The organism is Dokdonia ponticola (assembly GCF_042653865.1).
GTDB lineage: Bacteria > Bacteroidota > Bacteroidia > Flavobacteriales > Flavobacteriaceae > Dokdonia > Dokdonia ponticola.
Genome location: NZ_JBHSFV010000020.1, coordinates 20,123 through 41,190, shown reverse-complemented (window position 1 = coordinate 41,190; position 21,068 = coordinate 20,123). Strand labels below are relative to the sequence as shown.

Genomic DNA, 21,068 nt, shown 5'->3' with positions numbered 1-21,068 from the left:
TTTGAAACAAACATCTAAACATAAAATTCCAGCATTCAATTTACAAGAAACACTTATTGTATTAGCGATTATTGGGATATTACTTTTGCTATCCATGCCTAGACTAATGCCTTTAATTTCCAAAGCCAAGAGTATAGAAGCGCAAGCACAATTAAAGCAAATCCATAATATGCAGACGTTGTATAGTTATTCCTATTCTAAATTTTCTGGGGATTTTAATGAGATTGATTTTGAAGCTCCAAAAACAGTAAAAGAAGGCGGCACAGCAAATTATGAATATGCCATCATCTCCGTTGATGGCGACGGCTTTAAGGCAAGAGCTACTGCGATTACAGATTTTGATAGAGATGGTATCTTTAATGTATGGGAAATTGATGAAAATGGAAACCCTAAACAAATCATTAAAGATTGATCATTTCCATGCTCATAAAAATAATTTTAATGACTAGTTTACTAGTCATTTTTTATCAAGATCAAAAAGAGCGTATGGTCTATTGGTGGCTATTTCTCATAGCAATCACGGGATTTTCCTCATTACACATCGTTGAAGTCGGTTGGTTACAATTTGGAATTCATAGCGCTTTTAATATAGGTCTTGTAGGGCTTATGTTATTGATTTTAGTTGGATACGTGAAGCTACGCTTTCAAACATATAACTTACAAAGTGTATTTGGTATTGGAGATGTTCTTTTTTTAGTAGCATTATCCGTAGGATTTGCAACAGTGTCTTTCATTACCTTGTTAGTATTTGGACTTTTATTTTCTTTAACCATACATTTTGTATTAAAGAAGATGAAATCTAAAGTCACCATTCAAAATTCTGAGTATACGCTACTTCGACAAGCTCAGCATGACATTTCGCGAAAGCGTATAAATTTGCAATCCAGCTTGCCGAGAAGGCAGGAGCGTACCCAAAACGAATCAAAGTACATGTCAGCGACCATACCCCTAGCTGGTTATTTGTCGCTATTTTTTGCAGGGGTATTACTAGTGCATTGGTTAGGTTTTTATGATGAGTTATATCGTATGTAATGATAAGAGACACAAGAACGTATATCATCTCTGTTGCATTACAACAACGCATTAGTGCAGAACAAGCCTATCAATATCGTATTGTACCTATTGAAGAGCAAGGGACTACAGTTGTATTTTATTCCGACACCACTACACCTGAGACCTTAGCGCAAGAACTCTTTATTTTTTTAGGGTATGCTGTAGAAGTAAAACAGATAGATACAGAAACCCTTGATATTTATTTAAGCACCAATTTTAGAAAAGCGTTTGGCGCAGAAAAGCAGCTCCTCACCTATACCCAAGACTTTTTAGAAAAAATCCTATTAACGGCTAAATCCATAGGCAGTAGTGACATCCACTTTGAGCCTTTTGAAAACACCTGTCGTATTCGTTTTCGATTGGATGGAAAATTAAAAGAACAATACAGCATCCCAAAAGAAGAATATCCTGTCATTATTAATAAAATTAAGAATCAAGCAGGATTAGATATCTCTCAAAACCGTTTGCCACAAGATGGTCGGATTACTGTGAAAACACAAACAGAAGAATTTGATATTCGTGTTTCTACACTACCTACAATGGATGGCGAAAGCATTGTCCTTCGTATTCTGAGCAAAGACACCTCAAACATACAGCTGGATCAATTAGGGTTTACAGAAAAAGAATTGCAGATTTATAAAGAGGGGGTGCGTAACCCTAATGGCATTGTACTGATATCTGGACCCACAGGATCAGGAAAAACTACTACACTATACGCTACCCTTAAACTATTAAATAAAATAGACACCAAAATCTTAACCATTGAAGATCCCATTGAATACACCTTGGAAGGGGTCATGCAAATGCAATTAAGGGAAGATATAGGACTAGATTTTGAGACAGCACTCAAAACTTTTTTACGTCAAGACCCTGATATTATTATGGTAGGAGAAATACGCGATGTAAAAACAGCTAATATGGCGATACGTGCGGCATTAACGGGACATTTGGTATTATCCACCATTCATACTAATTCGGCTTGGGGAACGATTTCTAGACTTATCGATATGGGAGTGCCTGCACATTTAATTGCAAGTACTTTAAACTTGAGTGTAGCACAACGATTAGTGCGTAAACTTTGTGTACACTGTAAGAAAGAAGTTCCCATAGAGAAAGATACTTTTTCCATACAGTATAATGTCCCTAAAGAGCTGAAAAAACATTACATTGCGCAAGGCTGTTCTCATTGTTATCACACGGGATATTCAGGGAGAAAAGCCATCTATGAACTATTACCTATAACTAAGGAATTATCGGTTCATATCAAGAATAATGAAACACAGATTGATACATATCTAGAAAAAGGAAACATAAAAAAATTAAGCGATCAGGCGATACATTTAATTCAAGCAGGAGAAACATCTGTAGATGATGTATTTGCATTATTAGCAAATCAATAATTCATGATAAAAAAGATAATATTTGTATGGATGTGTGTCTTTATGACACAAAGCATCATAGCACAGGAGTATGATGAAGAGCGCATACGACAATTAGAAAATAAATTAACCGCTATTTCCACCGATGTCCCCGGTCTTTTAGAAAAAATAGACATCACCATACAACAAGCCAATCTGCCTACATTTCTTTTGGCGATATCAGAGGTGCATCAGATTAATATTGAGGTAAATCCTGAGTTAAGTGCTATACAAATTTTCAATAATTTTAAAGATGTATCCGTTTCTGATGTCCTCTTGTACGTTTGTAAAACGCATAACACAACCATTGATTTTACAGGAACTATTTTATACATAAAACCGTATCAAAAAGAAGTTGTCCCTGAAGAACGCACTATTGATATTACTTATGACCCAAGTGACCAGAAACTCTCCATTGATTTAAAAAATGATTTGCTATCAGAAGCTTTCACATTGATTTCAGACCAAACAGGAAAAGGTATTTTTTATAGCCAAGGTTTGAGTACAAATAAAATCTCCGCTTTCATCAAAGAACTCCCTTTTGATATTGCGATGGAGAAAATAGCGTTTTCAAATAATCTTGTGGTATCTAAAACAAAAGATGGCTCTTTTGAGTTTGAACCTGCCATTTCACAGGATGCTAGTCAACCTGATGGACAAACTACGGTGGTGCGACCTATTAGATCAAGAAGTACTAATTTCTTTTTTAAAGTATTAGATCAAGAATCAAAATTACTTGATGTTGATATTCAAAACGTAGCTATCTCAGATATTATCTATGATATTGGGAATGAACTTCAACTAGATATTTTTACCGCTTCTCCATTAGAAAGCGCTGGCTATGCCACAGTGACTGCCAAAAATATTTCTTTTGATCAACTGCTTACGAAGATTTTTGAGAATACAACCTTTGCAAGCCCCGTTATTGACCCTAACAACGGATCTTCAAGATCAACGAGAGGTCAAAGTCAAGATATTGCATTCACAAATCCATCAGATCGTTTTACGTTTAAAAAAGAAGAGGGTGTTTATTATTTTGGAACTTTTAAGCAACTTACACTTCGTTCAGCAGAAATAGTCGCCTTACGATATCGATCTATAGGTATTTTAGAAGACCCCCAGCGCTCAGGTAGAAGTGCAGGGAGATCAAATATTAGTTTTGGGAGTAGTACAAGTTCTAGGTCAAATTCAAATTTTAGGAATTCCGGAGGTAATGACACTCAAAGTCAACAAATAAGCCAACCTATACAAAGAGATAAAGATGACAAAAGGACTGATTTAAGCACCCTTATTCCAGATGACATCAAACAAGACCTAAATATCATAGCAGACAAAGAACTTAATAGTTTCATCGTCAGTGGTGCTAGTTCTGATATTGAACGTTTCAAACAATTTATACAAGAAATTGATAAAAAAGTACCTATTGTGATCATTGAAGTAATGATCTTAGAAGTAAGCAAAAACTCAACGCTGGATGCAGGGATTGAATGGGGTATTGCTTCAGAACCCACGACAACACAAGGGGCTATATTTCCTGAAACGAATATAAATTTGGGAGCCACAACCATCAACCGAATTTTAGGACGCATCGACGGATCAAGTTTTTTTAATATTGGACAGGTAGGCCCTAATTTCTTTGCCAATATTAGAGCCTCTGAATCTAATGGAAATTTTGAAATAAAATCATCCCCTCGTATTACCACTTTAAATGGACATCGCGCCTACTTTTCAAATGGACAAACGAGTTATTTTCAAATCACTAATAATGAATTTGTAGGTACACAAAATCCTATCGTAAGCCAGAGTATTAATTTCATTCCTATTGACGCAGAACTTTCTTTAGAGGTACTACCCTTTGTATCCGCCGACGGAGAAATCACAATGGATATTAAAGTAATTCAGTCAACTTTTAATGGAGAACGTATTTCTGAAAATGGTCCTCCAGAAATCAGTTCTCGAGAGTTTAGTTCCATCATCAAATCACGTAACAATGATATTGTCGTATTAGGAGGATTGGAAGAAAATCGGAAGAGCAATTCAGGATCAGGTGTCCCCTTCTTAGCACGTGTCCCTATTATTAAATGGCTTTTTAGTAAACGGGTTCGTAACGCTTCAAAATCGAAACTAACGGTGTTAATAAAACCTACAGTTATTTACTAATGTTAGACACGCTTTCGCGAAATATCATCTACGGTAACACCTATTGTTCGCTCGAACATACAGGAACAGATACGCATGGCAAAATCATTATTCTTATTTGCAAACAACAAAAAGGAGAACTCAAATTAATAAGTAAAGAAAGTGTATCCTCCATAGAAGGTGTTAAAGAATTTCAACCGAAACTAAGATATGCCCACTTGGTGATTAACAACAATCAAGTACTCCAAAAAACAATAGAAACTATAAATACGCTCTCTGATACTGTTCTTTTAAACCAAACATTTCCCAATATTGATTTAGAGGCTTTTTACCATGAGATCATTCGCTCTAAAGAGAAAGCCTACGTCTATATCTGTAGAAAAAGCTATATCGATAGCCTTCACAAAGAGTATGAATCACAATCTATTTTTATTACCCATTGGAGTTTAGGAAGTACCCCTTTGGTATCATTACTTCCTTTTCTAAAAAGAGAATCTCAAATACAAAGCCCTACCACTACCCTAAAGCTTAAAGAGGGAGAGATTACTTCTATAGATCGCATGGCATCAGAAAACTATCCAAATGAGACGTATGATGTAACAGGATTGCAAATAGATGGAGAATATATAAACGGCTTAGGAAGTATTATTAAAACAATCGCAGGGGTAGATGAAAAGTATGTGTCAAATAATTTTGAGACCAAAGAAAAAGAACAACAATCCTATTTTAAACAACACAGATTATTTACCATTGGATTACCCCTTGCCATAGGCGTATTGTTCACGATCTTTTTAGTCAACTTTTTATTCTATAGTTACTATTATGATGAAGTGGCTGTTTTACAAGAAATAGGCAGCACCAATACATTACAAAAAAAGCTATTGGTAAAAAAAGATTCTATTGTTGACCAAAAGCAAAAACTCTTTGAAGATGTGATTGCATCAGCATCCTCTTCTGCTTCCTATTGTATAGATGAAATCATCCAAGAAATGCCAGAAACCATTCTTTTGGAAGGACTTCAATATCATCCTTTACAAAAGAAAATTCGCAAAAATAAAATCGTTGAAATTGAAGAAAATACGATTGTCATTACAGGGGAAACCTCTGAAAATGCTGATCTATCCTCTTGGATTTCATCCCTAGAAAATTTAGAATTTACAGATAGCGTATCTATTGACAACCTAGAAGAAAAAGGGAAAAATATACGTTTTAGTATCGCACTTTTAATCAAAGCATAAATGACCATAAAACAAAAAAATACCACCTTAGTGATTAGCTTCTTTGGAGTGCTACTCTTGGGGTATTTTTTGTCTATTTCTGTGACGCTTTCGCTAAAAAAGAATTACGATACCCTAAAAACACAAGAACAAATCTATTCCAATATCCCGAAACGATTACAGATATTAAGTCAAAAGGAGAGATATTATGATTCCCTTTTGCAACATTATCAGATTACAGAAACCTCTTTGCAGAACAATCTGCTAAAGACCATAGATCGATATGCTATTAATCATAACATTAAAATTATTTCCTTTGATGAGCCACATTCGGTAATCCAAAATGGAAAGAAAACTAATTCCTATGCCTTTAGAGTATCAGGAGATTTTAATGCTATTTTAGGGCTAGCCTATCAATTAGAACAACGCAGTAAATTTGGGATGATTGCCTCCCTAGAATTTGAGAAACTAAAAAACTACCGTACAGGACAAACAACCTTAGAGGGTGCATTTGTATTACAGTTAGTTCAATAATTTATTAGCTACTATGAAGTATATAAAACAATCTTTACATAAAGTACACTCCAAGGTGTTGTTTGTCGTTGCTGTAGCACTCTTTTTAGGCTGTAGTTCGACAAAACAATTCCAATTGAGCAAAGAAAATACCAATGCGATCACCTTAGGTGCGATTGTAAAAAAAGAGGGTACCCTTAAAAATAATATAGAAATAAAAGGGATGCCTGTGCTGGATCAAAAGTTACGTGTCTCTCTTGTTGAAAAAGAATTTACAAAAGCATCCTTTGCTCAATACAAAAAGGTGTTTAACCTTGAAAAACCCACAGTCTCTTACAACGATACTATTGCCAAAAAGCCAATCTACCTTGAAGTAGAATTGATAGATGATATTGGATATGCTTCTGCTATTAATCAAGATAAATCCACTAGTGAATATATCAGAAACTCAAAAAAAGCGGGTGTCATTAGTAAAATTGCTGTGATACCCCAAAAAGCGATTGATATGACCACAATGACGGCTGCCTTTTTAGAGCCGATAGGCAATCAAACCTACGCCCTTACACTCTATAACGAGAAAGAACGTTTAACGACCATTCCTTTTTCTGACATGGTGATCTTTGATTATCAAACCTCATTTTTCTGCTATGGGAAAAATCAGCGGAATCAAGTGGTGGTCATGGATATCACCGAAGAAGGGAAAGCCTGTAAACGACCTTTAGAGCGAAAAGTAAAAAAGCTAGAAAAGATTAAAAAATTAGTGGATTATTAAAATGGATGTTATGAAAAAGCTAATCATACTTATTTTCGCCGTAGTGCTTATCTATAGTTGTGAGGAGATTATAAGTGTACCCGATATATCTGAGGACTTTATTGTGTTAATTGCTCCGGCAGATGACACGGTTTTGGAGGATACAAACGTTACATTTTCTTGGGAAGAAATAGAATTTGCAGATCAGTATCAAATTCAGGTGGCACAACCAAACTTTGCAAATGCCAATCAAGTGGTGCTCGATACGATTTTAGGCGATTCTGTACAGAGTTTTAGGAGTTTTAGCACAGTATTACCACCCAATATGTATCAATGGCGTGTAAGAGGGTTGAATGATAATTTTCAAACAGACTATACCACGCAAAGTTTTAAGGTAGATACGCTACAAAGCGATATAGATATCTCAGATCAAGTAGTAACAACCATCGCACCGGTTAACAATGCTGAGATCACCGCAGGCACTATCAGCTTTAATTGGGAAGCGCTTACAAATGCTACGATGTATCAACTACAAATTGCCTATCCAGATTTTCAAGCGCCTATTCAGATCGTAAGAGACACTTTAATCACAACACCTTTATACACCACTACCCTAGAAAGTAATGACTATCAGTGGCGTGTAAAAGCGATCAATATGTCTTCTGAAACAGCCTACACTACACAAAGCCTCTCTGTTATAGACGATATGATGGATCTATCAGATCAGACAGTCGAAATCATAGCCCCAGAAGATGGTTTTGAAACCTCAGAAACCATGGTAAATTTATCATGGCAAGGGATAGAAGAAGCGACACTCTACAGAATCATCATTACCGATCTATCAGATAATAGTGTCTTTTTAGAGCAAACGGTAACCACCACAGACATCACCATTGAGTTTGTCTCAGGAATGTACTCTTGGGCAGTACGCGCAGAAAACGATACGCAAAACACACCCTATACAGAACAAACCATTACCATTCTATAAACGATGAATAAAAAGAAGCGAACCAAATACTTACTACTAGCCGTTATATTGATATACGGCGCTGTCATTGTTCGTTTCTTTATGCTCAGTGATGACGGAGTAAATACCGTGGTTATCTCAGAGCCCATTGGCTCGTTTAAACCCACTAGCTATACCGTTAAAGAAAGTTTTACCATTGATAATAACTATAGAGATCCTTTTTTAGGAACACTTACTAAAAGAAATCAAGCATCTATAAAAAATACATCAAGGAAAAAGGAAGCTAAAGAAGAAGATACGTATTATCCGACCATTCGATATTTAGGGCTTATTTCTGATGCGGGTTCAGGTAAAAAAGTACTCTCCCTTGAAATCAACGCAAAAGAATATATTGCCAAAGAAGGAAGTGTGGTTGATAGCGTTCAAATTATTTCAGGAAATCTAAAAAGCATTTCCGTTTCTTATAAAGGAAAACGAAAAACCATCAATATTTCAGGTTGATGTTAGTAGTAAATACAAAAATAAAAGCAGGAGCCTTACAATTTGCTATTTTGATAAGCGTAGTGATCGCTGTGATATTAAGTGCTTTTATACTCATTAGTTATTCCCATTTACAATTTGCAAAACAACTAGAGCGCTCTTCCAACACCATAAAACTGAGTCATGATGGTATTGGGTATGCAAAACAAAAGCCGATTGCTTATGGAGATAGTATTAGCATCAACCTAGAGGAGGGAATTCAAGAAGAAGTGATCATTTTCAAAACACATTGGGGCATCTTTGACAAAGTGGTTTCTATAGGAAAAAGCAAGAATTTTAAAACGCAAAAAATAGCCTTATTAGGAGGTCAAACTTCAGAAGAAGAACGACCTACTATCTTTTTAGAGGATACTAACTCCCCTTTGGTCGTGGTAGGGGAAACGAGTATTTATGGCGATGTATCACTACCACGACAAGGCATCAAGCCAGGAAACATTGCAGGGAATTATTATCAAGGAAAAACACTGGTGAACGGAAAGATCAATCAAAACAATGCTGCAAAGCCCCAGCTATCAAATAAGAAAAAGGAATATATAAAAACCTTACTCTTCGGCAATCTGCCACAAGAAGACTCTTTGTTTATTCGTTCGTTTGCTTCAGAGATTTCTTCTACGTTTAAAACAGCTCCTAAGTGGATGTATAGCCCAGATGTGATAGAGATCGATGATCAGTCAATCTCTCAAAATATTATTGTAAAATCGGATACGCTTATTCGTGTGTCCGCTTTCGCGAAAGCGGAAAATATCATACTCATAGCACCATATATTGAAATAGCTGATAACGCGAGAGGAGCTTTCCAAGCATTTGCCTCAAAAAGTATTACCGTAGGGAAGAATGCACGGCTGACCTATCCCTCTGCTTTGGTCTTTCAAGAAAAAGAAAATCAACTACAAACCTCCAATAGGGAACTACGAAGAGGTATTACTTTGGAGGAGGGAAGTATCGTTTCAGGGAGTGTGATACATCTAGAAAATCCTAATGATAATTATCAAAAAGCGCTGATCACGATTAAAGAAAATGCCATGGTACAAGGCGAGGTCTATAGCGATCATATTGTCCAATTAGAAGGGGTCGTCAAAGGCTCAATATATACCCGTCAGTTTGCTATAGAAACCAAAGGCTCAATCTATAAAAACCATCTTTTTGATGCGGTCATAGATACGAGAGATTTTCCAGTAGCCTTTTGTGGTATAGAAACCAACCAAACTCAAACCAATCTCGTGCAATGGGTGTATTAAAAAAGAAAGTATCCGCATCGACTCTCATGGAAACCCTTGTGGCGACTAGCATCATTCTCATTGTGTTTGTTGTAGCTTCTTTGATTTTATTGAATACCTTCAAGTCCGTTGTACAAAGGGATACCTTCTCCGTACAAAATAGATTGGAAGTCTTGCAATACTTAAACGCACATCAAAAAATTACCCTTCCCTATGATGAAACCTTTGAAGCCTATGAAATAACGATAGAAACCGTAGAAGAAGAGGGCATACAGTACACGATCTACGAGGCAAAAAAAGCAGATCAGAAAACACCTTTAATTTTGCGAGAAATCCAATGACACAAAAACACAAAATACCCGCTTTCACATTGAGCGAAATCTTAGTGGTTTTGGCCATTACGAGCATTGTGATTGCCATTGCATTTACAGTGTTACGTCTGGTAACCAAACAATTTACAACCATGCGTGCGCGTTACGAAGAGCGTACGGAAGTAACTAAATTTAAACAGCAGTTACTTTTTGATTTTGAAAAAGGGTCTATTGCCTTTTGGGATGAAAAACAACAAGAGTTAGATATTATCGTTCAAGACGAAACGATTCAATATCAGATAGCACCCGATTATGTTCTACGAGATCGTGATACGATTCCTTTTACAATTCAAAATACACGTTTTTATTATAAAGGAGATCAAATAGAAGAGGGAGTCACCGATGGGCTTGAACTAACTCTGATGATCTCAAATAGTCCTATTGTCTTTTTTGTGTCTAGGAAAGTAGATGCTCAACAAACAATACAAGAGGTATGGGACTAAAGATAAACGATCTTAAAAAAGGAAAGGAGCGTAAAGAAGAGCCGTCCTCGCTTGATAGTATTCTAAAAAAGGAAATAACCCTTTTTGGCAGCTCTTTTGGCTCTAAAAAGAAAGAACAGTTTTATACAGAATTAAGTGTATTACTCACTTCGGGCATTCGTCTGAAAGATGCGCTATTTCTTATTGCTGAATCCCAGAAAAAGAAAGAAGACATTGAATTCTTTCAAAAAATTGGAGATCGTATCGTAGCAGGGGATGATTTTTCTAAAATCTTAAAAGAACATAAACACTTTACTACCTATGAAGAGCATTCTGTAAGAATTGGAGAAGAAAGTGGGGCACTAGAGAGAGTCTCAAAATCATTAGCCGAATTTTACAGACGTAAAAATGAACAACGACGTAATATTGTCAATGCGCTTACCTATCCCGTTATCTTATTAATTACTGCCCTCTTAGCCGTTACCTTTATGCTTAGATTTGTGGTGCCGATGTTTCAAGATATGTTTAGGCAAAATGATATAGATTTACCTATCATTACCCAATCTGTGATTGGAGTATCTAATTGGTTAGGAAGCTATGGTTGGCTCATTTTAGCCTCCTTACTCCTATTTATCATTTTTCAAAAACAACTCAATAAAAGGAAATGGTATAGAGCTAGAAAGGATGTTTTTTTACTAAAGCTCCCACTGATAGGTTCTTTTATTAAAACATCTAACATTGCACGTTTTACACAAGCGGTTTCTCTGCTAGTAAGTACTAAGGTATCGATTGTTCAGAGTATTCATTTAGCTAAGGAGATGATTGACTTTTATCCCTTAGAAACCGTATTAGAAAAAGTAGAAGCGGATATTCAACAAGGAAAAAGTCTAAGCGAAAGTTTAAAGGAGCATTCTTTTTTTGATCGTAAGATGATTGCACTTGTTCGCGTTGCAGAAGAAACCAATAAAACGGAATATGTCTTTGAGAGACTGAGCGAACAATACAATCAAGAGGTTTTACAAAAATCAAAAACGTTCTCTACGATTTTAGAACCCTTCATTATTTTGGTTGTAGGGATTATGATAGGTGTTATTTTAATAGCCATGTACTTGCCGATGTTTGAAATAGGGAGTGTCTTAAAATAACAAAAAAAGGGTCAATCACTGCGTATGTGACTAACCCTTAATTAAAAAATAGCTAGTTAGTTCTTCAGAAACCTTCATGAGTAAAAAGAACTTCTATTATGAAAGAAAGTACAATAGTAATTTTTAGTACCTTATCCCACAACATATTTTGTGTGATGTTTCAGTAGTTTCAGTTTATTAGAAATGGCTTTAATCAGGTAATGATAATCTTAAAACTTACCCCCAGAAATAGCTTTGATTGGTCTTTTTGATTTTAAATGATTGGTTTAGTCTTTTGATAAGATCAATTTATTGTTCAAGAACTTCATTTATACGGCTCAATTTAATCCAGCACAGGTGGCTCGCTTTACCCAAATTTTGCACTAAAGTTCTTAAAAAGTAACTTTCAAGTTAACTTTATGTAAAAATCAATTTTCAATATGCCAATGAACTTAAAAAAAAGAGCAAGACAGTCTTTTCAAACTGTCTTGACTTTAGCTTGCTCTATTTCGGTCGCGTTTCATCTTTGGAACACATCTGTAGCGTTTCTAACGATTAGTGCTAGGTGATGTATCAATTCCAAGATATTGATTAATTATTAATGCTAATTCTTTATTTCTATATAATCCACCTTTAAAGAAAAATACATAACCTCCATCAATCTTACTCATTTTAATTAGGTATTTGTCTTCATGATAATTATCAAAATTGATATAAACACTATAATCTCTTACTCCTCTATGTGGAGCATTAATATCAAACTCTAGTTTTTGAATTAGATTGTGGAAATCTTTAATTTCTTTTTGATTTTTGACTTCTATTTTATTTACTGTTGTGGAGTAATTAATATTTCCTCCTTCTTTAAATTCAATAAAAATATTACTTTCCGTATGTTTATCAGAAAAATATGTACGAGGTGAAATAAAATTGTTAGGAAAATATAAATAGATTGACATTATCGTAAACAAAACGATTATTAAGGGAATCCATTTTTTTGGTAGTTTCATTTTTTTATTTTTTTAATTATCTGATCTATATAAAAAATCAGAGACTCCTATATAGCCTGAAAAAGTAACTGGTGATGGTACTGGACCGAATGAAACACCAAAAGAGACACCTTCATATAATGTCCTAGTTAGACCTCGCCATTTTCCGTCTTTAATAGGCCATTGGAATTCAGTTCCTTGATGATACGCTCCAGCTATAGAAGCTAAGTACGGAGTCCTTACATCTCCTTGTAAACCTAATTCCACTCCCCTAAATAAGTCTAAATCAGGATTAGGTTGAGTAGAATGAAATCCTGTTATGGTTGCTGTTATTCCTCCTTCAAGACCAATCAGACCATTTCCTTGTAAGGTTATTCCAAAATCTCCCTTATTTACTCCGTTTAATATTACTATAATTGATAGTTCTACTTGTAATCCAGCTTTAAATGCAGCTTCAGCGCTAACATTCACAGAAAAAGCGTCTGGCAACAATTTGTTATCTATTAATTCTAAGTATTCTTGTATATTATCATCAAAATAAATGTGAGTTGTTTCATCCTTATTATAAACTGCATTTACATCCAAAGAAATCTCTTCCTCTAACAAATCAGTATGAATTCTATATGCTTCAACAGATTCACCATCTTCATTTTTCATATTAATAACTATATCTTTTGAAGTATTACTAGAACTTGATGCTGTATTTCCAGCACCACCATCAACTTTCGTCAAATCATTAACAAGTACTGCCCCAGTTTCTCCACTTATTAAGGAAGGTGCTCCGCCTGAAATTTGGTTACCACCAAATGCACTATTTTGAACATCAGCTTGTGATATTGATCCTCCATTCATAAGCGTCACTGCAGGGCTAAGTCCATCTGGATCAACAAAATATACGGGATTGTCAAAAGCATAGTTATATGGACTATGACGTCTCATTTGCTCTGCCAGCGGGTCAATATTCATCCATCTCCCTAATGCAGGGTCATAATTCCTTGCTGAAATATCATACCAATCTAATCCTAATTCTTCTCCTAGCTCTTTCCCACCAAAGGCAAACTTCTCTGCCATACTATTAGAGTTAGAGGTAACCGTGTTATTATACCCCTTGTGTTGCAATCCGAATGGATAATAGTCTCGCTTTTACATATTTTGGATAATGCAAAAATAATCGTATCATATTGATATTAAGTGAGTTGTTCTTAAGTAATTGATTGTTTTATTACGAATTTTCAATTTCATATTAGTATCCCTTTCTATTTCAACGTTCAAAACCTCTATCTCTAGTACGCTCAATTTCTTGCTCTAATTCGTTTCTCTTACGAATATTTCCAAGTTGCTTTACTCGCTGTTGTAGTTTTTGATCTTCCTTTTGTTTAATTTGATGTACTTGTTCCATTTTAAGTCGCTCTTTGATTACTTCAGGATACATACTTTGATGTAACACTCCGATAATTTTAACGGTTTTAGTTTTCTCATTAATTAAATAATGAACGATATATGGAAAAGAAGAACTTAAAACAGCTCTTCTATGATTAATTTCTATTTCTTTAAATATTTCAGGATTCTCTTTTAAATTAAGACGTACTGTACCGAAAGCACTTTTAAATCTCTGTCCTAATTCTAATTCTTTAGACCTATACCAGAGAAATGCTTTATTCAACTCTGCAATAGCTTCCTTCGTATATTTAATTTTGTAATCCACTTAGTCTGCCATTTTTTCTAATTCAGCTAAATAATAATCCAAATCTTCATCATCAATTAAATCTTCATCATTTTCAGCTTCTTTAATACGTTTTGCTAGTATAAGTTTGCGCTCTTTATCAAACTCATCTTTACTAACGAGTTCACCTTTTATGTTATAGTAGCCTTCTTTCATAAATCAAGTCTAACATGGTACTTATCAGTATAAAAGTAATTCTATTTTTGTTCGCTAAAAAACATGAATGAATTTTCTTGTCGAAAGAATTGGGATACCGCTATTAAACACTTGGTAAGAAATGAATTATTGAACGATATATTAACTCCTGAACAAATAGCTCTCATTCCAAGTTCTAATATCTCTCGTTGGAAAAACGAATCTGATGATAAGTATCACTATTGTGAAATTAATCAGATTGTTAAAGAAGAGATAGCATTTATCAAGCGTTTTAATTCATCTTCTCGTATTAAGAAAATTAATCAAAGCTATTTTGATCTTGCCGATACCTTCCACGAAGTGATCTCAAAAGTAAAAGGAGTGAAATCACTTATTAAACAACAGAAAGAAATTATCGTTGACACCATTGAAAAAGTAAAAGATTCCATTCCTATCAATAAAGCACTCAAAGTCTTTAATATCTCTAGAAGCACTTTTGAAAATTATAAATCTATTCTGATCTACAAATGTGAATCTTCTTATTTCAATTGGTGTACAAAACGTTTTCCAAATCAGTTATTGCCAAAAGAAGTACAAACTATCAAAACTTATATGCAAGATCAAGATTATAAATTCTGGTCAAAATCTTCGGTCTACTTGAAAGCACTTCGTGATAAAAACCTACAATGCGGTATTTCTACATTCTATAAATATTGTCGCCTGCTTGGCTTTAAAAATAAACCTAGACGAAAGAAATCTGATGACTATCATCCTGTAAGAACTTCAAAACCTAATGAGATTTGGTGTGCAGATGTGACTATTTTTAAAACAGTTGATAACGTAAAACACTACATTCATTTTCTGATTGATCATTATTCTAAAATGATTCTTGGATATCGTATAGAAAAAAGCGCATCTGCCATTGCTATCAAATCTTTAATCCAAAATGCGTGTATAGAACACCAACCTGAAAAATTACAGTTTCTTACCGATGGCGGGAGTGAAAACGTGAATGCTACGGTAGCTAACTTTATCAATTCTCCAGATATTCCTATTAAACATATCATTGCTCAAAATGATGTGGTGTTCTCCAATTCTATGATTGAAGCTATCAATAAAATTATCAAACATCAATTCTTACATCACAAAGAAATTAATAATGGAAATCAGCTTATACGTGTAATGGCAGATACGATCTCCATATATAATACGATACGTCCACAAATGAGTCTTGGTGGAAATACACCCGAAGAAACTTTTAGTGGATTATCTATTGATATTTCTAAGTATACTCACAATTTCAAAGAACTAAAACAACTAAGATTAACTCAAAACAAGAAAAACGCTTGCAAGGTATGTTTCTAAAATCAATCAAGTTGTAAAAACATTAAAAGCAAAGCTGATAAAACAACTTTACTTTCAATGTAAATTCTAGTTTTCAAAAACTATTTGCAACCATCTCATTTTACAATAATGTATCCCATAAATGGGACACATTATTGTAAAATGGCCATAGAGGTTGCGCGGCTTCTAAGAAATCTTCACTATGTCAATGAACAGAAATAAGCCCTCTTTCGAGAGCTCATTTCTTTTATAACTAACTGATATTCAAAATCAAAATTAACTTCGTTTTTCAAAAGCACAATTCTGACTCATTACCATCATGACCTAATTTGATACATCACCGTTTTAACGATTAGTGCCCCTTACAATATTTCATATACTATTTTTTTTATTTCATTAAACTCATAACTATCTTGTTTATAAGTATTAGAGTATAAAAAGTATATATAATTACCTCTAACTATCCATTCCCAATTTTGAGGTCTTATGTAATGAATTGTTGTCTCTGGTATTTTTATTAACTTTTTATAAGAATCCATTGCTATACTTTCATTAGATGCTTTTAATTCCGTTATGTAAATACAATCTAAATATCCCTCTTCCTTATATTTATTATTGCAAAAAGAAAAAGATATTTGTCTGTTATAATTTAAAGAATCAAAAACTTGAGTCTTTAAATCCTTTCCTAATATATTTAATAAAGGCTTTATTTCGTCATTAGAATATTTGTCTAAACAAGGTCTACAAATATTTGTTTCTCTTTTTATTTTTTCTTCTAATATTTTCCAATTATCATTTTGAGCACAACTAGATGTTATTGCTGATAATACTATAATAAGTATAAATATATTTTTCATTTTATGAATCTAATTATGGTTATTATTTCTTCTCCTTCTTCTTAATGCTGGACTTTGAGCAGATTGATAAGTAACTGTAAGAGTTCCAGAGTTACCAATTGTACTTAAACTGTTACTTCCTGAAAGAGTTCTAATGGCATTGTTAAAGTTATCCCAAGCATTGAGACCGCATACTTCTATACAGCCAATTGCTCCCCAAGCTTGAGTAGTTGGGTCAGCAGCTCCTCTGTGGATTAACCAATTTCCAGTAACTCTCCAAGATCCTTCACCTCCCATAGTTCCAGGATCCCAAATAATTGAATAGGATTGCGCATCTGACAAGCCTACGACTCTTGGACCACTATTTCTAGATTCATTTCGTTCAACTCCATATCTTAAGACATCAAAATTATATGATTGCGTTTGCCCATTTTCATCCTCACCAGTTACGGTCATCCTATACAAAGGTACTACATATTCTTCTCCATCACTATCAGGGTATGGTTTAACTATACCTTCTCCTACTATTGTATTTGTAATAGTTATTTCAACTGGTCTAATTTCATTTTGATTGTCATCATCCCTATCACTTTCTAAAGATTCAGCAGTTTCATTAAAAAACTTTTCAAAATTTGCAGCAGAAGTCCCACTACTATTACCTGTAGAACTAGCACTTGATGATGCACTTCCAGAACCGCCACTAGCCTGTGTTAAATCATTGACAAGTACTGCTCCTGTTTCACCACTTATTAAAGATGGTGCTCCACCTGAAATTTGATTACCACCAAATGCACTATTTTGCACATCTGCTTGTGATATTGTCCCTCCATTCATTAGTGTTCCTGTAGGACTGAGTCCATCAGGGTCTATAAAATACACGGGATTATCAAAAGCATAATTGTACGGAGAATGTCTACGCATTTGCTCAGCCAATGGATCAATATTCATCCACCTTCCTAATGCAGGATCATAATTCCTTGCGGATATATCGTACCAATCAAGTCCGAGTTCTTCTCCTAATTCCTTTCCTCCAAAAGCAAACTTCTCTGCCATACTATTAGAGTTAGAAGTAACAGTGTTATTATATCCTTTATGTTTTAAGCCAAATGGATAATAATGTTTTTCTGAAATCACTTCAGTTTTAGGTTCTATGGCTCCATTACCATCACTATCTGCATACGTAAGTCGTACATTACCTAAATGATCCGTATAATTAAACACATATTGATAACTTGAGTAACTACTTGTACCACTTTGAGTATTAAATTTCTCAATAGATTTAGTCGTATTTGCAACAGGTTCTACATACCCTTCAGGATGTGCGAACATTTTCAACTCTTCTGCACCATTCGCTAGCTCGTAGATATACCCACCAGCGTAACGTGTAAATACAATGGGTTGTGATTGTTTTGTCACTTGTTTCTCTAATTTAACTCCTGTGGCGTCATATACGTATTGTATAGACCCTTGTTGCGTTTGCCCTTGTCCGTCGTCAGGGGTGTTTATCGTCACAACTATAGGTAAATTTAAGTGATTATACGTAATATTACTAATTCCTTTATTACGATCTATGATCATATTTCCATTTACATCGTATTCATAATCATCATTCTGCGTGGTATTCCCATCATAAAAGCCTTCATTTTCTATAGAATCTGTACTCAAATCAGTTACATTTTGTAATTGATTCCCAAGGTAATTATAAACAAGCTGATCCATCACTTCGGTAGTATTTGCCGTATATCCATAACGTAAAAGCGTATTGATATTTCCATTTTTGTCATAATCAATCCCTTGAAGTCCGTATTTATCTAGCTGCGTAAGCGTAGCTCCTTTATAACTATACGCAGCTTCCAAACGGTTTAATGCATCATACTGATATCCATAACTGCGTTTTTGTGTGTCCGGATCGGCACTCAGTGTTTTCCAAGTGGTTTGAGAGATATTTCCGTTGTAGAGTGGCGTAACTCCTTGACCAGATGAAGATCCTTCTATAGCTTGATTATAGTTGATTCTAAAATTAAAGAGTTTAGTATCCCTAGATTGGTCATTTATATTATTAATATCAGTCATCCAACCACGAATATTATATGTATAATCTACTTTTTGAAGACGTTTATTAATGGTAGTTGCATATAAATTAAGGTTACTAATTTCTCCTCCAACGTCTCGCATCGACACATCTCCCACCAGCGAAGAATAATTTTCTGTCATGGTATAAGTAGCCACCTCTGCTCCATTATGGATGAAGTGTAATACATCATCTTCTCGTTCAATGGCAAAAGTATCTCCAGCACTATATATAATAGGGCTCGTAATTGGATTTGTAGTACCCCCATTTTCTCTTACTTCCACTCGATATCTTGGAGGGTTATTCCAGTAAAATCCAATCCTATAGTCAATATCTCCACTGCCCCCAGTAGTATTTAAGTTATTAAGGCCTACTAAATGGCGTGTATTTTCTGTTTTAGTTTTAAAAGATATACCTCCATTACCTTCAATCTTCCCAATAGTAGCTAATCCTGCATCATAAGCATCTCCTCCAGCGATTTTCTTAATAACTCCATCGCCAGATATATCTATCCGATTTGGTGTTATATCTGTATATCCGCTTTCAAAAAGTTGCCCCCCTACATCCTTAGTCACTAATTGTCCAATTTCATCATATATATTATTAGAAATAAGCTGTACAGGTTCATCATCAATCTGTTGCATGTGGGTAAGTAAACGCTGTTGATGGTCATAGGTAAAATAATCTTTAGTAACAATGGTAGGCTGATTTGTTTTTTGATGAATCGTTCTACTTTCCAACACTTTTCCAGTAAAATCTAATAAGGATTCGGAGGTGTCATTGGTATTGAGATACGTATTTTCGGTAACTCCAAAAATAGGGCGTCGTTTATAATCGTATCCTGTTACCGTGGTGATCCAATCCGTAGTACCTAATACACGCACTTTAGATTCTGTAGGTAAACTTTTAACAGTTGTGATGATATTCTCGTTGTAGACAGATGACGGTAATATAGTTAGAGCTTCAGTAGTATACGCATCAAAATAACTCACCGAATGAAGTGTAATATCATTCGTAGGAAATACAACATTCGTATAATACACACTCCCACCACCAGTGGTACTGGAAAAAGAGGTACGTGATTCATTCAAATTTGATTGTGCGTTCACTGTATTCTGAACACTAGTGAGATCGGACCCTCCTGCACTGGGTTCATACAATCCTGTATAAATAGGGCGTCCAAAAACGTCATATTTTGTAAATAACCACTGATCATTGAGACGCATACGTGCATCTTGAACCATAACTGGTCTATCTAATTTGTCATACACAATGTATTCCCAACCTTTGCCAGGCACTCTCTTTTTGATAGGACGGTTACGGTAATCGTAAATATACTGATAACACCACTGTTCTAATTTTTGTGAAGTAATTGTTACGGTACTTCCATTCAATATAGCCGCACTACCTTCTGGTGATAATACGTATGAAAGATTATTAAAACGATCATACACATAATACGTGTCTAAAGAAACGCCGTCAGTATAATTTCGTTTTAGAACAAGCTGTCCTCTATCATTTGTAAACGTTTCTGTCGTGTGATCTTTTCCGCTCGTTGGAATCCAATTTTCATCTTTTACAATACTCTTTCGCAAAAGATTGGCTTCGAACACACCTCCATAAACCAATGAAGGATTTAAGAGGTCATTGCCTGTATAATCAACGTTAAAAATCGCTACATCATCTCCTGTTTCATTAGCATTTGACTTTGTATTGGCACCATATTCGGTTTTTATCGTATGATCGGTATCCGCAGTAGGATTTATAAGCCAATCAGCTCCTGGTGATCCCTGTTCTATAGGGCGACTATCCCAGGAATTTTCAAATCTTGTTTCACTATATGCATTAATAACTCCCGCACTAATAGCATCCTGAGGATATTTTGCGCTGTAGTAGGTATTGATTTCATTTTGAATGTTACCTGTTCTATACGCTCCGTTTGCACTTGGAATAGGAAGTGGTAAATATTGTTTTGGACTTCTTCCAAATCCATCATATTCTTGGATCGTGATAATATCTTGAGTATCACTTCCTGCTCTTTGGGCAACACTTTGGGTGGGTCTTCCTAAACCGTCAAAATAAGAAACATTTTCTATTTTTTGAAGTGTTTGCACATTTGCTTGTTCGCCATCTTGAACAGGAACAAGGTAAGTTGTATTTTTTACATAATTTTCTGTAGTGGTTTGTCCTACTAAAATTGCTGGTAGTGCTAATAGCACTGTGATGATAAACTTTTTCATG

The 21,068-nt window shown here is 34.8% G+C and carries 19 protein-coding genes and 1 pseudogene; 14 read left to right on the top strand and 6 right to left on the bottom strand.

The features are described from left to right. Position 1 precedes the first annotated feature (1 nt). From ACFO3O_RS21355 to ACFO3O_RS21295, 13 genes are read left to right on the top strand one after another with little or no spacing between them, the layout of a single operon-like run. On the top strand, positions 2-412 hold the full coding sequence (locus ACFO3O_RS21355; protein ID WP_379982694.1) for a hypothetical protein: 411 nt from the start codon (positions 2-4) through the stop codon (positions 410-412). Positions 413-441: 29 nt separating this feature from the next. Then, positions 442-1,032 carry a hypothetical protein gene (locus ACFO3O_RS21350; RefSeq protein WP_379982692.1) on the top strand — a complete coding sequence of 197 codons (591 nt, stop codon included), beginning with the start codon at positions 442-444 and terminating at the stop codon, positions 1,030-1,032. Continuing rightward, on the top strand, positions 1,032-2,453 hold the full coding sequence (locus ACFO3O_RS21345) for a GspE/PulE family protein (RefSeq protein ID WP_379982690.1): 1,422 nt from the start codon (positions 1,032-1,034) through the stop codon (positions 2,451-2,453). Before ACFO3O_RS21350 ends, ACFO3O_RS21345 begins: the two co-directional genes overlap by 1 nt. Before the next feature lie 3 nt (positions 2,454-2,456). Then, on the top strand, positions 2,457-4,631 hold the full coding sequence (locus ACFO3O_RS21340; RefSeq protein WP_379982688.1) for a type II secretion system protein GspD: 2,175 nt from the start codon (positions 2,457-2,459) through the stop codon (positions 4,629-4,631). After that, on the top strand, positions 4,631-5,848 hold the full coding sequence (locus ACFO3O_RS21335; RefSeq protein ID WP_379982686.1) for a hypothetical protein: 1,218 nt from the start codon (positions 4,631-4,633) through the stop codon (positions 5,846-5,848). The genes ACFO3O_RS21340 and ACFO3O_RS21335 overlap by 1 nt, the downstream gene beginning before the upstream one ends. Further along, the gene (locus tag ACFO3O_RS21330; protein ID WP_379982684.1) at positions 5,849-6,361 is read left to right on the top strand and encodes a hypothetical protein; all 513 of its coding nucleotides are present in this window, start codon (positions 5,849-5,851) and stop codon (positions 6,359-6,361) included. A gap of 13 nt (positions 6,362-6,374) precedes the next feature. Next, a complete protein-coding gene (locus ACFO3O_RS21325; protein ID WP_379982682.1) occupies positions 6,375-7,112 on the top strand; it encodes a hypothetical protein in 738 nt (245 codons plus the stop codon). Between the two features lie 10 nt (positions 7,113-7,122). Then, entirely contained in the window at positions 7,123-8,079 is a 957-nt protein-coding gene (locus tag ACFO3O_RS21320) for a hypothetical protein (protein ID WP_379982680.1), read from the top strand. A 3-nt stretch (positions 8,080-8,082) separates the two neighbouring features. Continuing rightward, positions 8,083-8,559, top strand: coding sequence for a hypothetical protein (locus ACFO3O_RS21315; protein WP_379982678.1), 477 nt, complete (start codon positions 8,083-8,085; stop codon positions 8,557-8,559). Beyond that, the gene (locus tag ACFO3O_RS21310) at positions 8,556-9,836 is read left to right on the top strand and encodes a hypothetical protein (protein WP_379982676.1); all 1,281 of its coding nucleotides are present in this window, start codon (positions 8,556-8,558) and stop codon (positions 9,834-9,836) included. Before ACFO3O_RS21315 ends, ACFO3O_RS21310 begins: the two co-directional genes overlap by 4 nt. After that, the gene (locus tag ACFO3O_RS21305) at positions 9,824-10,156 is read left to right on the top strand and encodes a hypothetical protein (protein WP_379982674.1); all 333 of its coding nucleotides are present in this window, start codon (positions 9,824-9,826) and stop codon (positions 10,154-10,156) included. The genes ACFO3O_RS21310 and ACFO3O_RS21305 overlap by 13 nt, the downstream gene beginning before the upstream one ends. After that, a complete protein-coding gene (locus tag ACFO3O_RS21300) occupies positions 10,153-10,629 on the top strand; it encodes a PulJ/GspJ family protein (protein ID WP_379982672.1) in 477 nt (158 codons plus the stop codon). The genes ACFO3O_RS21305 and ACFO3O_RS21300 overlap by 4 nt, the downstream gene beginning before the upstream one ends. After that, positions 10,620-11,753, top strand: coding sequence for a type II secretion system F family protein (locus tag ACFO3O_RS21295; RefSeq protein ID WP_379982670.1), 1,134 nt, complete (start codon positions 10,620-10,622; stop codon positions 11,751-11,753). Before ACFO3O_RS21300 ends, ACFO3O_RS21295 begins: the two co-directional genes overlap by 10 nt. Positions 11,754-12,280: 527 nt before the next feature. On the opposite strand, the gene ACFO3O_RS21290 is transcribed toward ACFO3O_RS21295, so the two are convergent. The 4 genes and pseudogenes from ACFO3O_RS21290 to ACFO3O_RS21275 all read right to left on the bottom strand — a co-directional run bounded on the left by ACFO3O_RS21290 (position 12,281) and on the right by ACFO3O_RS21275 (position 14,597). Next, positions 12,281-12,739, bottom strand: a complete 459-nt coding sequence (locus ACFO3O_RS21290) for a hypothetical protein (RefSeq protein ID WP_379982668.1) — start codon at positions 12,737-12,739, stop codon at positions 12,281-12,283. A gap of 12 nt (positions 12,740-12,751) precedes the next feature. Next, positions 12,752-13,840: pseudogene (locus ACFO3O_RS21285) on the bottom strand (RHS repeat domain-containing protein); the annotation flags it as partial. Between the two features lie 139 nt (positions 13,841-13,979). After that, positions 13,980-14,423 carry a type II toxin-antitoxin system RelE/ParE family toxin gene (locus ACFO3O_RS21280; protein WP_379982666.1) on the bottom strand — a complete coding sequence of 148 codons (444 nt, stop codon included), beginning with the start codon at positions 14,421-14,423 and terminating at the stop codon, positions 13,980-13,982. Then, positions 14,424-14,597: a hypothetical protein gene (locus ACFO3O_RS21275; RefSeq protein ID WP_379982664.1), complete on the bottom strand. Its 174-nt coding sequence runs from the start codon at positions 14,595-14,597 to the stop codon at positions 14,424-14,426. It lies immediately after the preceding gene. Positions 14,598-14,660: 63 nt separating this feature from the next. On the opposite strand from ACFO3O_RS21275, the gene ACFO3O_RS21270 reads away from it, so the two are divergent. Further along, complete coding sequence (locus ACFO3O_RS21270) at positions 14,661-15,941, top strand: transposase (RefSeq protein WP_379982662.1); 1,281 nt, start codon at positions 14,661-14,663, stop codon at positions 15,939-15,941. Positions 15,942-16,282: 341 nt separating this feature from the next. Here ACFO3O_RS21270 and ACFO3O_RS21265 read toward each other — a convergent pair whose 3' ends face one another. Together ACFO3O_RS21265 and ACFO3O_RS21260 are read right to left on the bottom strand one after the other, a co-directional pair. Then, a complete protein-coding gene (locus ACFO3O_RS21265) occupies positions 16,283-16,777 on the bottom strand; it encodes a hypothetical protein (protein WP_379982660.1) in 495 nt (164 codons plus the stop codon). Between the two features lie 9 nt (positions 16,778-16,786). Next, positions 16,787-21,067 carry a DUF6443 domain-containing protein gene (locus ACFO3O_RS21260; RefSeq protein WP_379982659.1) on the bottom strand — a complete coding sequence of 1,427 codons (4,281 nt, stop codon included), beginning with the start codon at positions 21,065-21,067 and terminating at the stop codon, positions 16,787-16,789. Between the last annotated feature and the right edge of the window lies 1 nt (position 21,068).

Bases quoted from the DNA above. Each gene is read 5' to 3' on its own strand.
- ACFO3O_RS21335 (WP_379982686.1), top strand. From the start codon at position 4,631: ATGTTAGACACGCTTTCGCGAAATATCATCTACGGTAACACCTATTGT.
- ACFO3O_RS21350 (WP_379982692.1), top strand. From the start codon at position 442: ATGACTAGTTTACTAGTCATTTTTTATCAAGATCAAAAAGAGCGTATG.
- ACFO3O_RS21345 (WP_379982690.1), top strand. From the start codon at position 1,032: ATGATAAGAGACACAAGAACGTATATCATCTCTGTTGCATTACAACAA.
- ACFO3O_RS21320 (WP_379982680.1), top strand. From the start codon at position 7,123: ATGAAAAAGCTAATCATACTTATTTTCGCCGTAGTGCTTATCTATAGT.
- ACFO3O_RS21290 (WP_379982668.1), bottom strand. From the start codon at position 12,739: ATGAAACTACCAAAAAAATGGATTCCCTTAATAATCGTTTTGTTTACG.
- ACFO3O_RS21325 (WP_379982682.1), top strand. From the start codon at position 6,375: ATGAAGTATATAAAACAATCTTTACATAAAGTACACTCCAAGGTGTTG.
- ACFO3O_RS21260 (WP_379982659.1), bottom strand. From the start codon at position 21,067: ATGAAAAAGTTTATCATCACAGTGCTATTAGCACTACCAGCAATTTTA.
- ACFO3O_RS21300 (WP_379982672.1), top strand. From the start codon at position 10,153: ATGACACAAAAACACAAAATACCCGCTTTCACATTGAGCGAAATCTTA.
- ACFO3O_RS21265 (WP_379982660.1), bottom strand. From the start codon at position 16,777: ATGAAAAATATATTTATACTTATTATAGTATTATCAGCAATAACATCT.
- ACFO3O_RS21270 (WP_379982662.1), top strand. From the start codon at position 14,661: ATGAATGAATTTTCTTGTCGAAAGAATTGGGATACCGCTATTAAACAC.
- ACFO3O_RS21275 (WP_379982664.1), bottom strand. From the start codon at position 14,597: ATGAAAGAAGGCTACTATAACATAAAAGGTGAACTCGTTAGTAAAGAT.
- ACFO3O_RS21295 (WP_379982670.1), top strand. From the start codon at position 10,620: ATGGGACTAAAGATAAACGATCTTAAAAAAGGAAAGGAGCGTAAAGAA.
- ACFO3O_RS21305 (WP_379982674.1), top strand. From the start codon at position 9,824: ATGGGTGTATTAAAAAAGAAAGTATCCGCATCGACTCTCATGGAAACC.
- ACFO3O_RS21315 (WP_379982678.1), top strand. From the start codon at position 8,083: ATGAATAAAAAGAAGCGAACCAAATACTTACTACTAGCCGTTATATTG.
- ACFO3O_RS21340 (WP_379982688.1), top strand. From the start codon at position 2,457: ATGATAAAAAAGATAATATTTGTATGGATGTGTGTCTTTATGACACAA.
- ACFO3O_RS21330 (WP_379982684.1), top strand. From the start codon at position 5,849: ATGACCATAAAACAAAAAAATACCACCTTAGTGATTAGCTTCTTTGGA.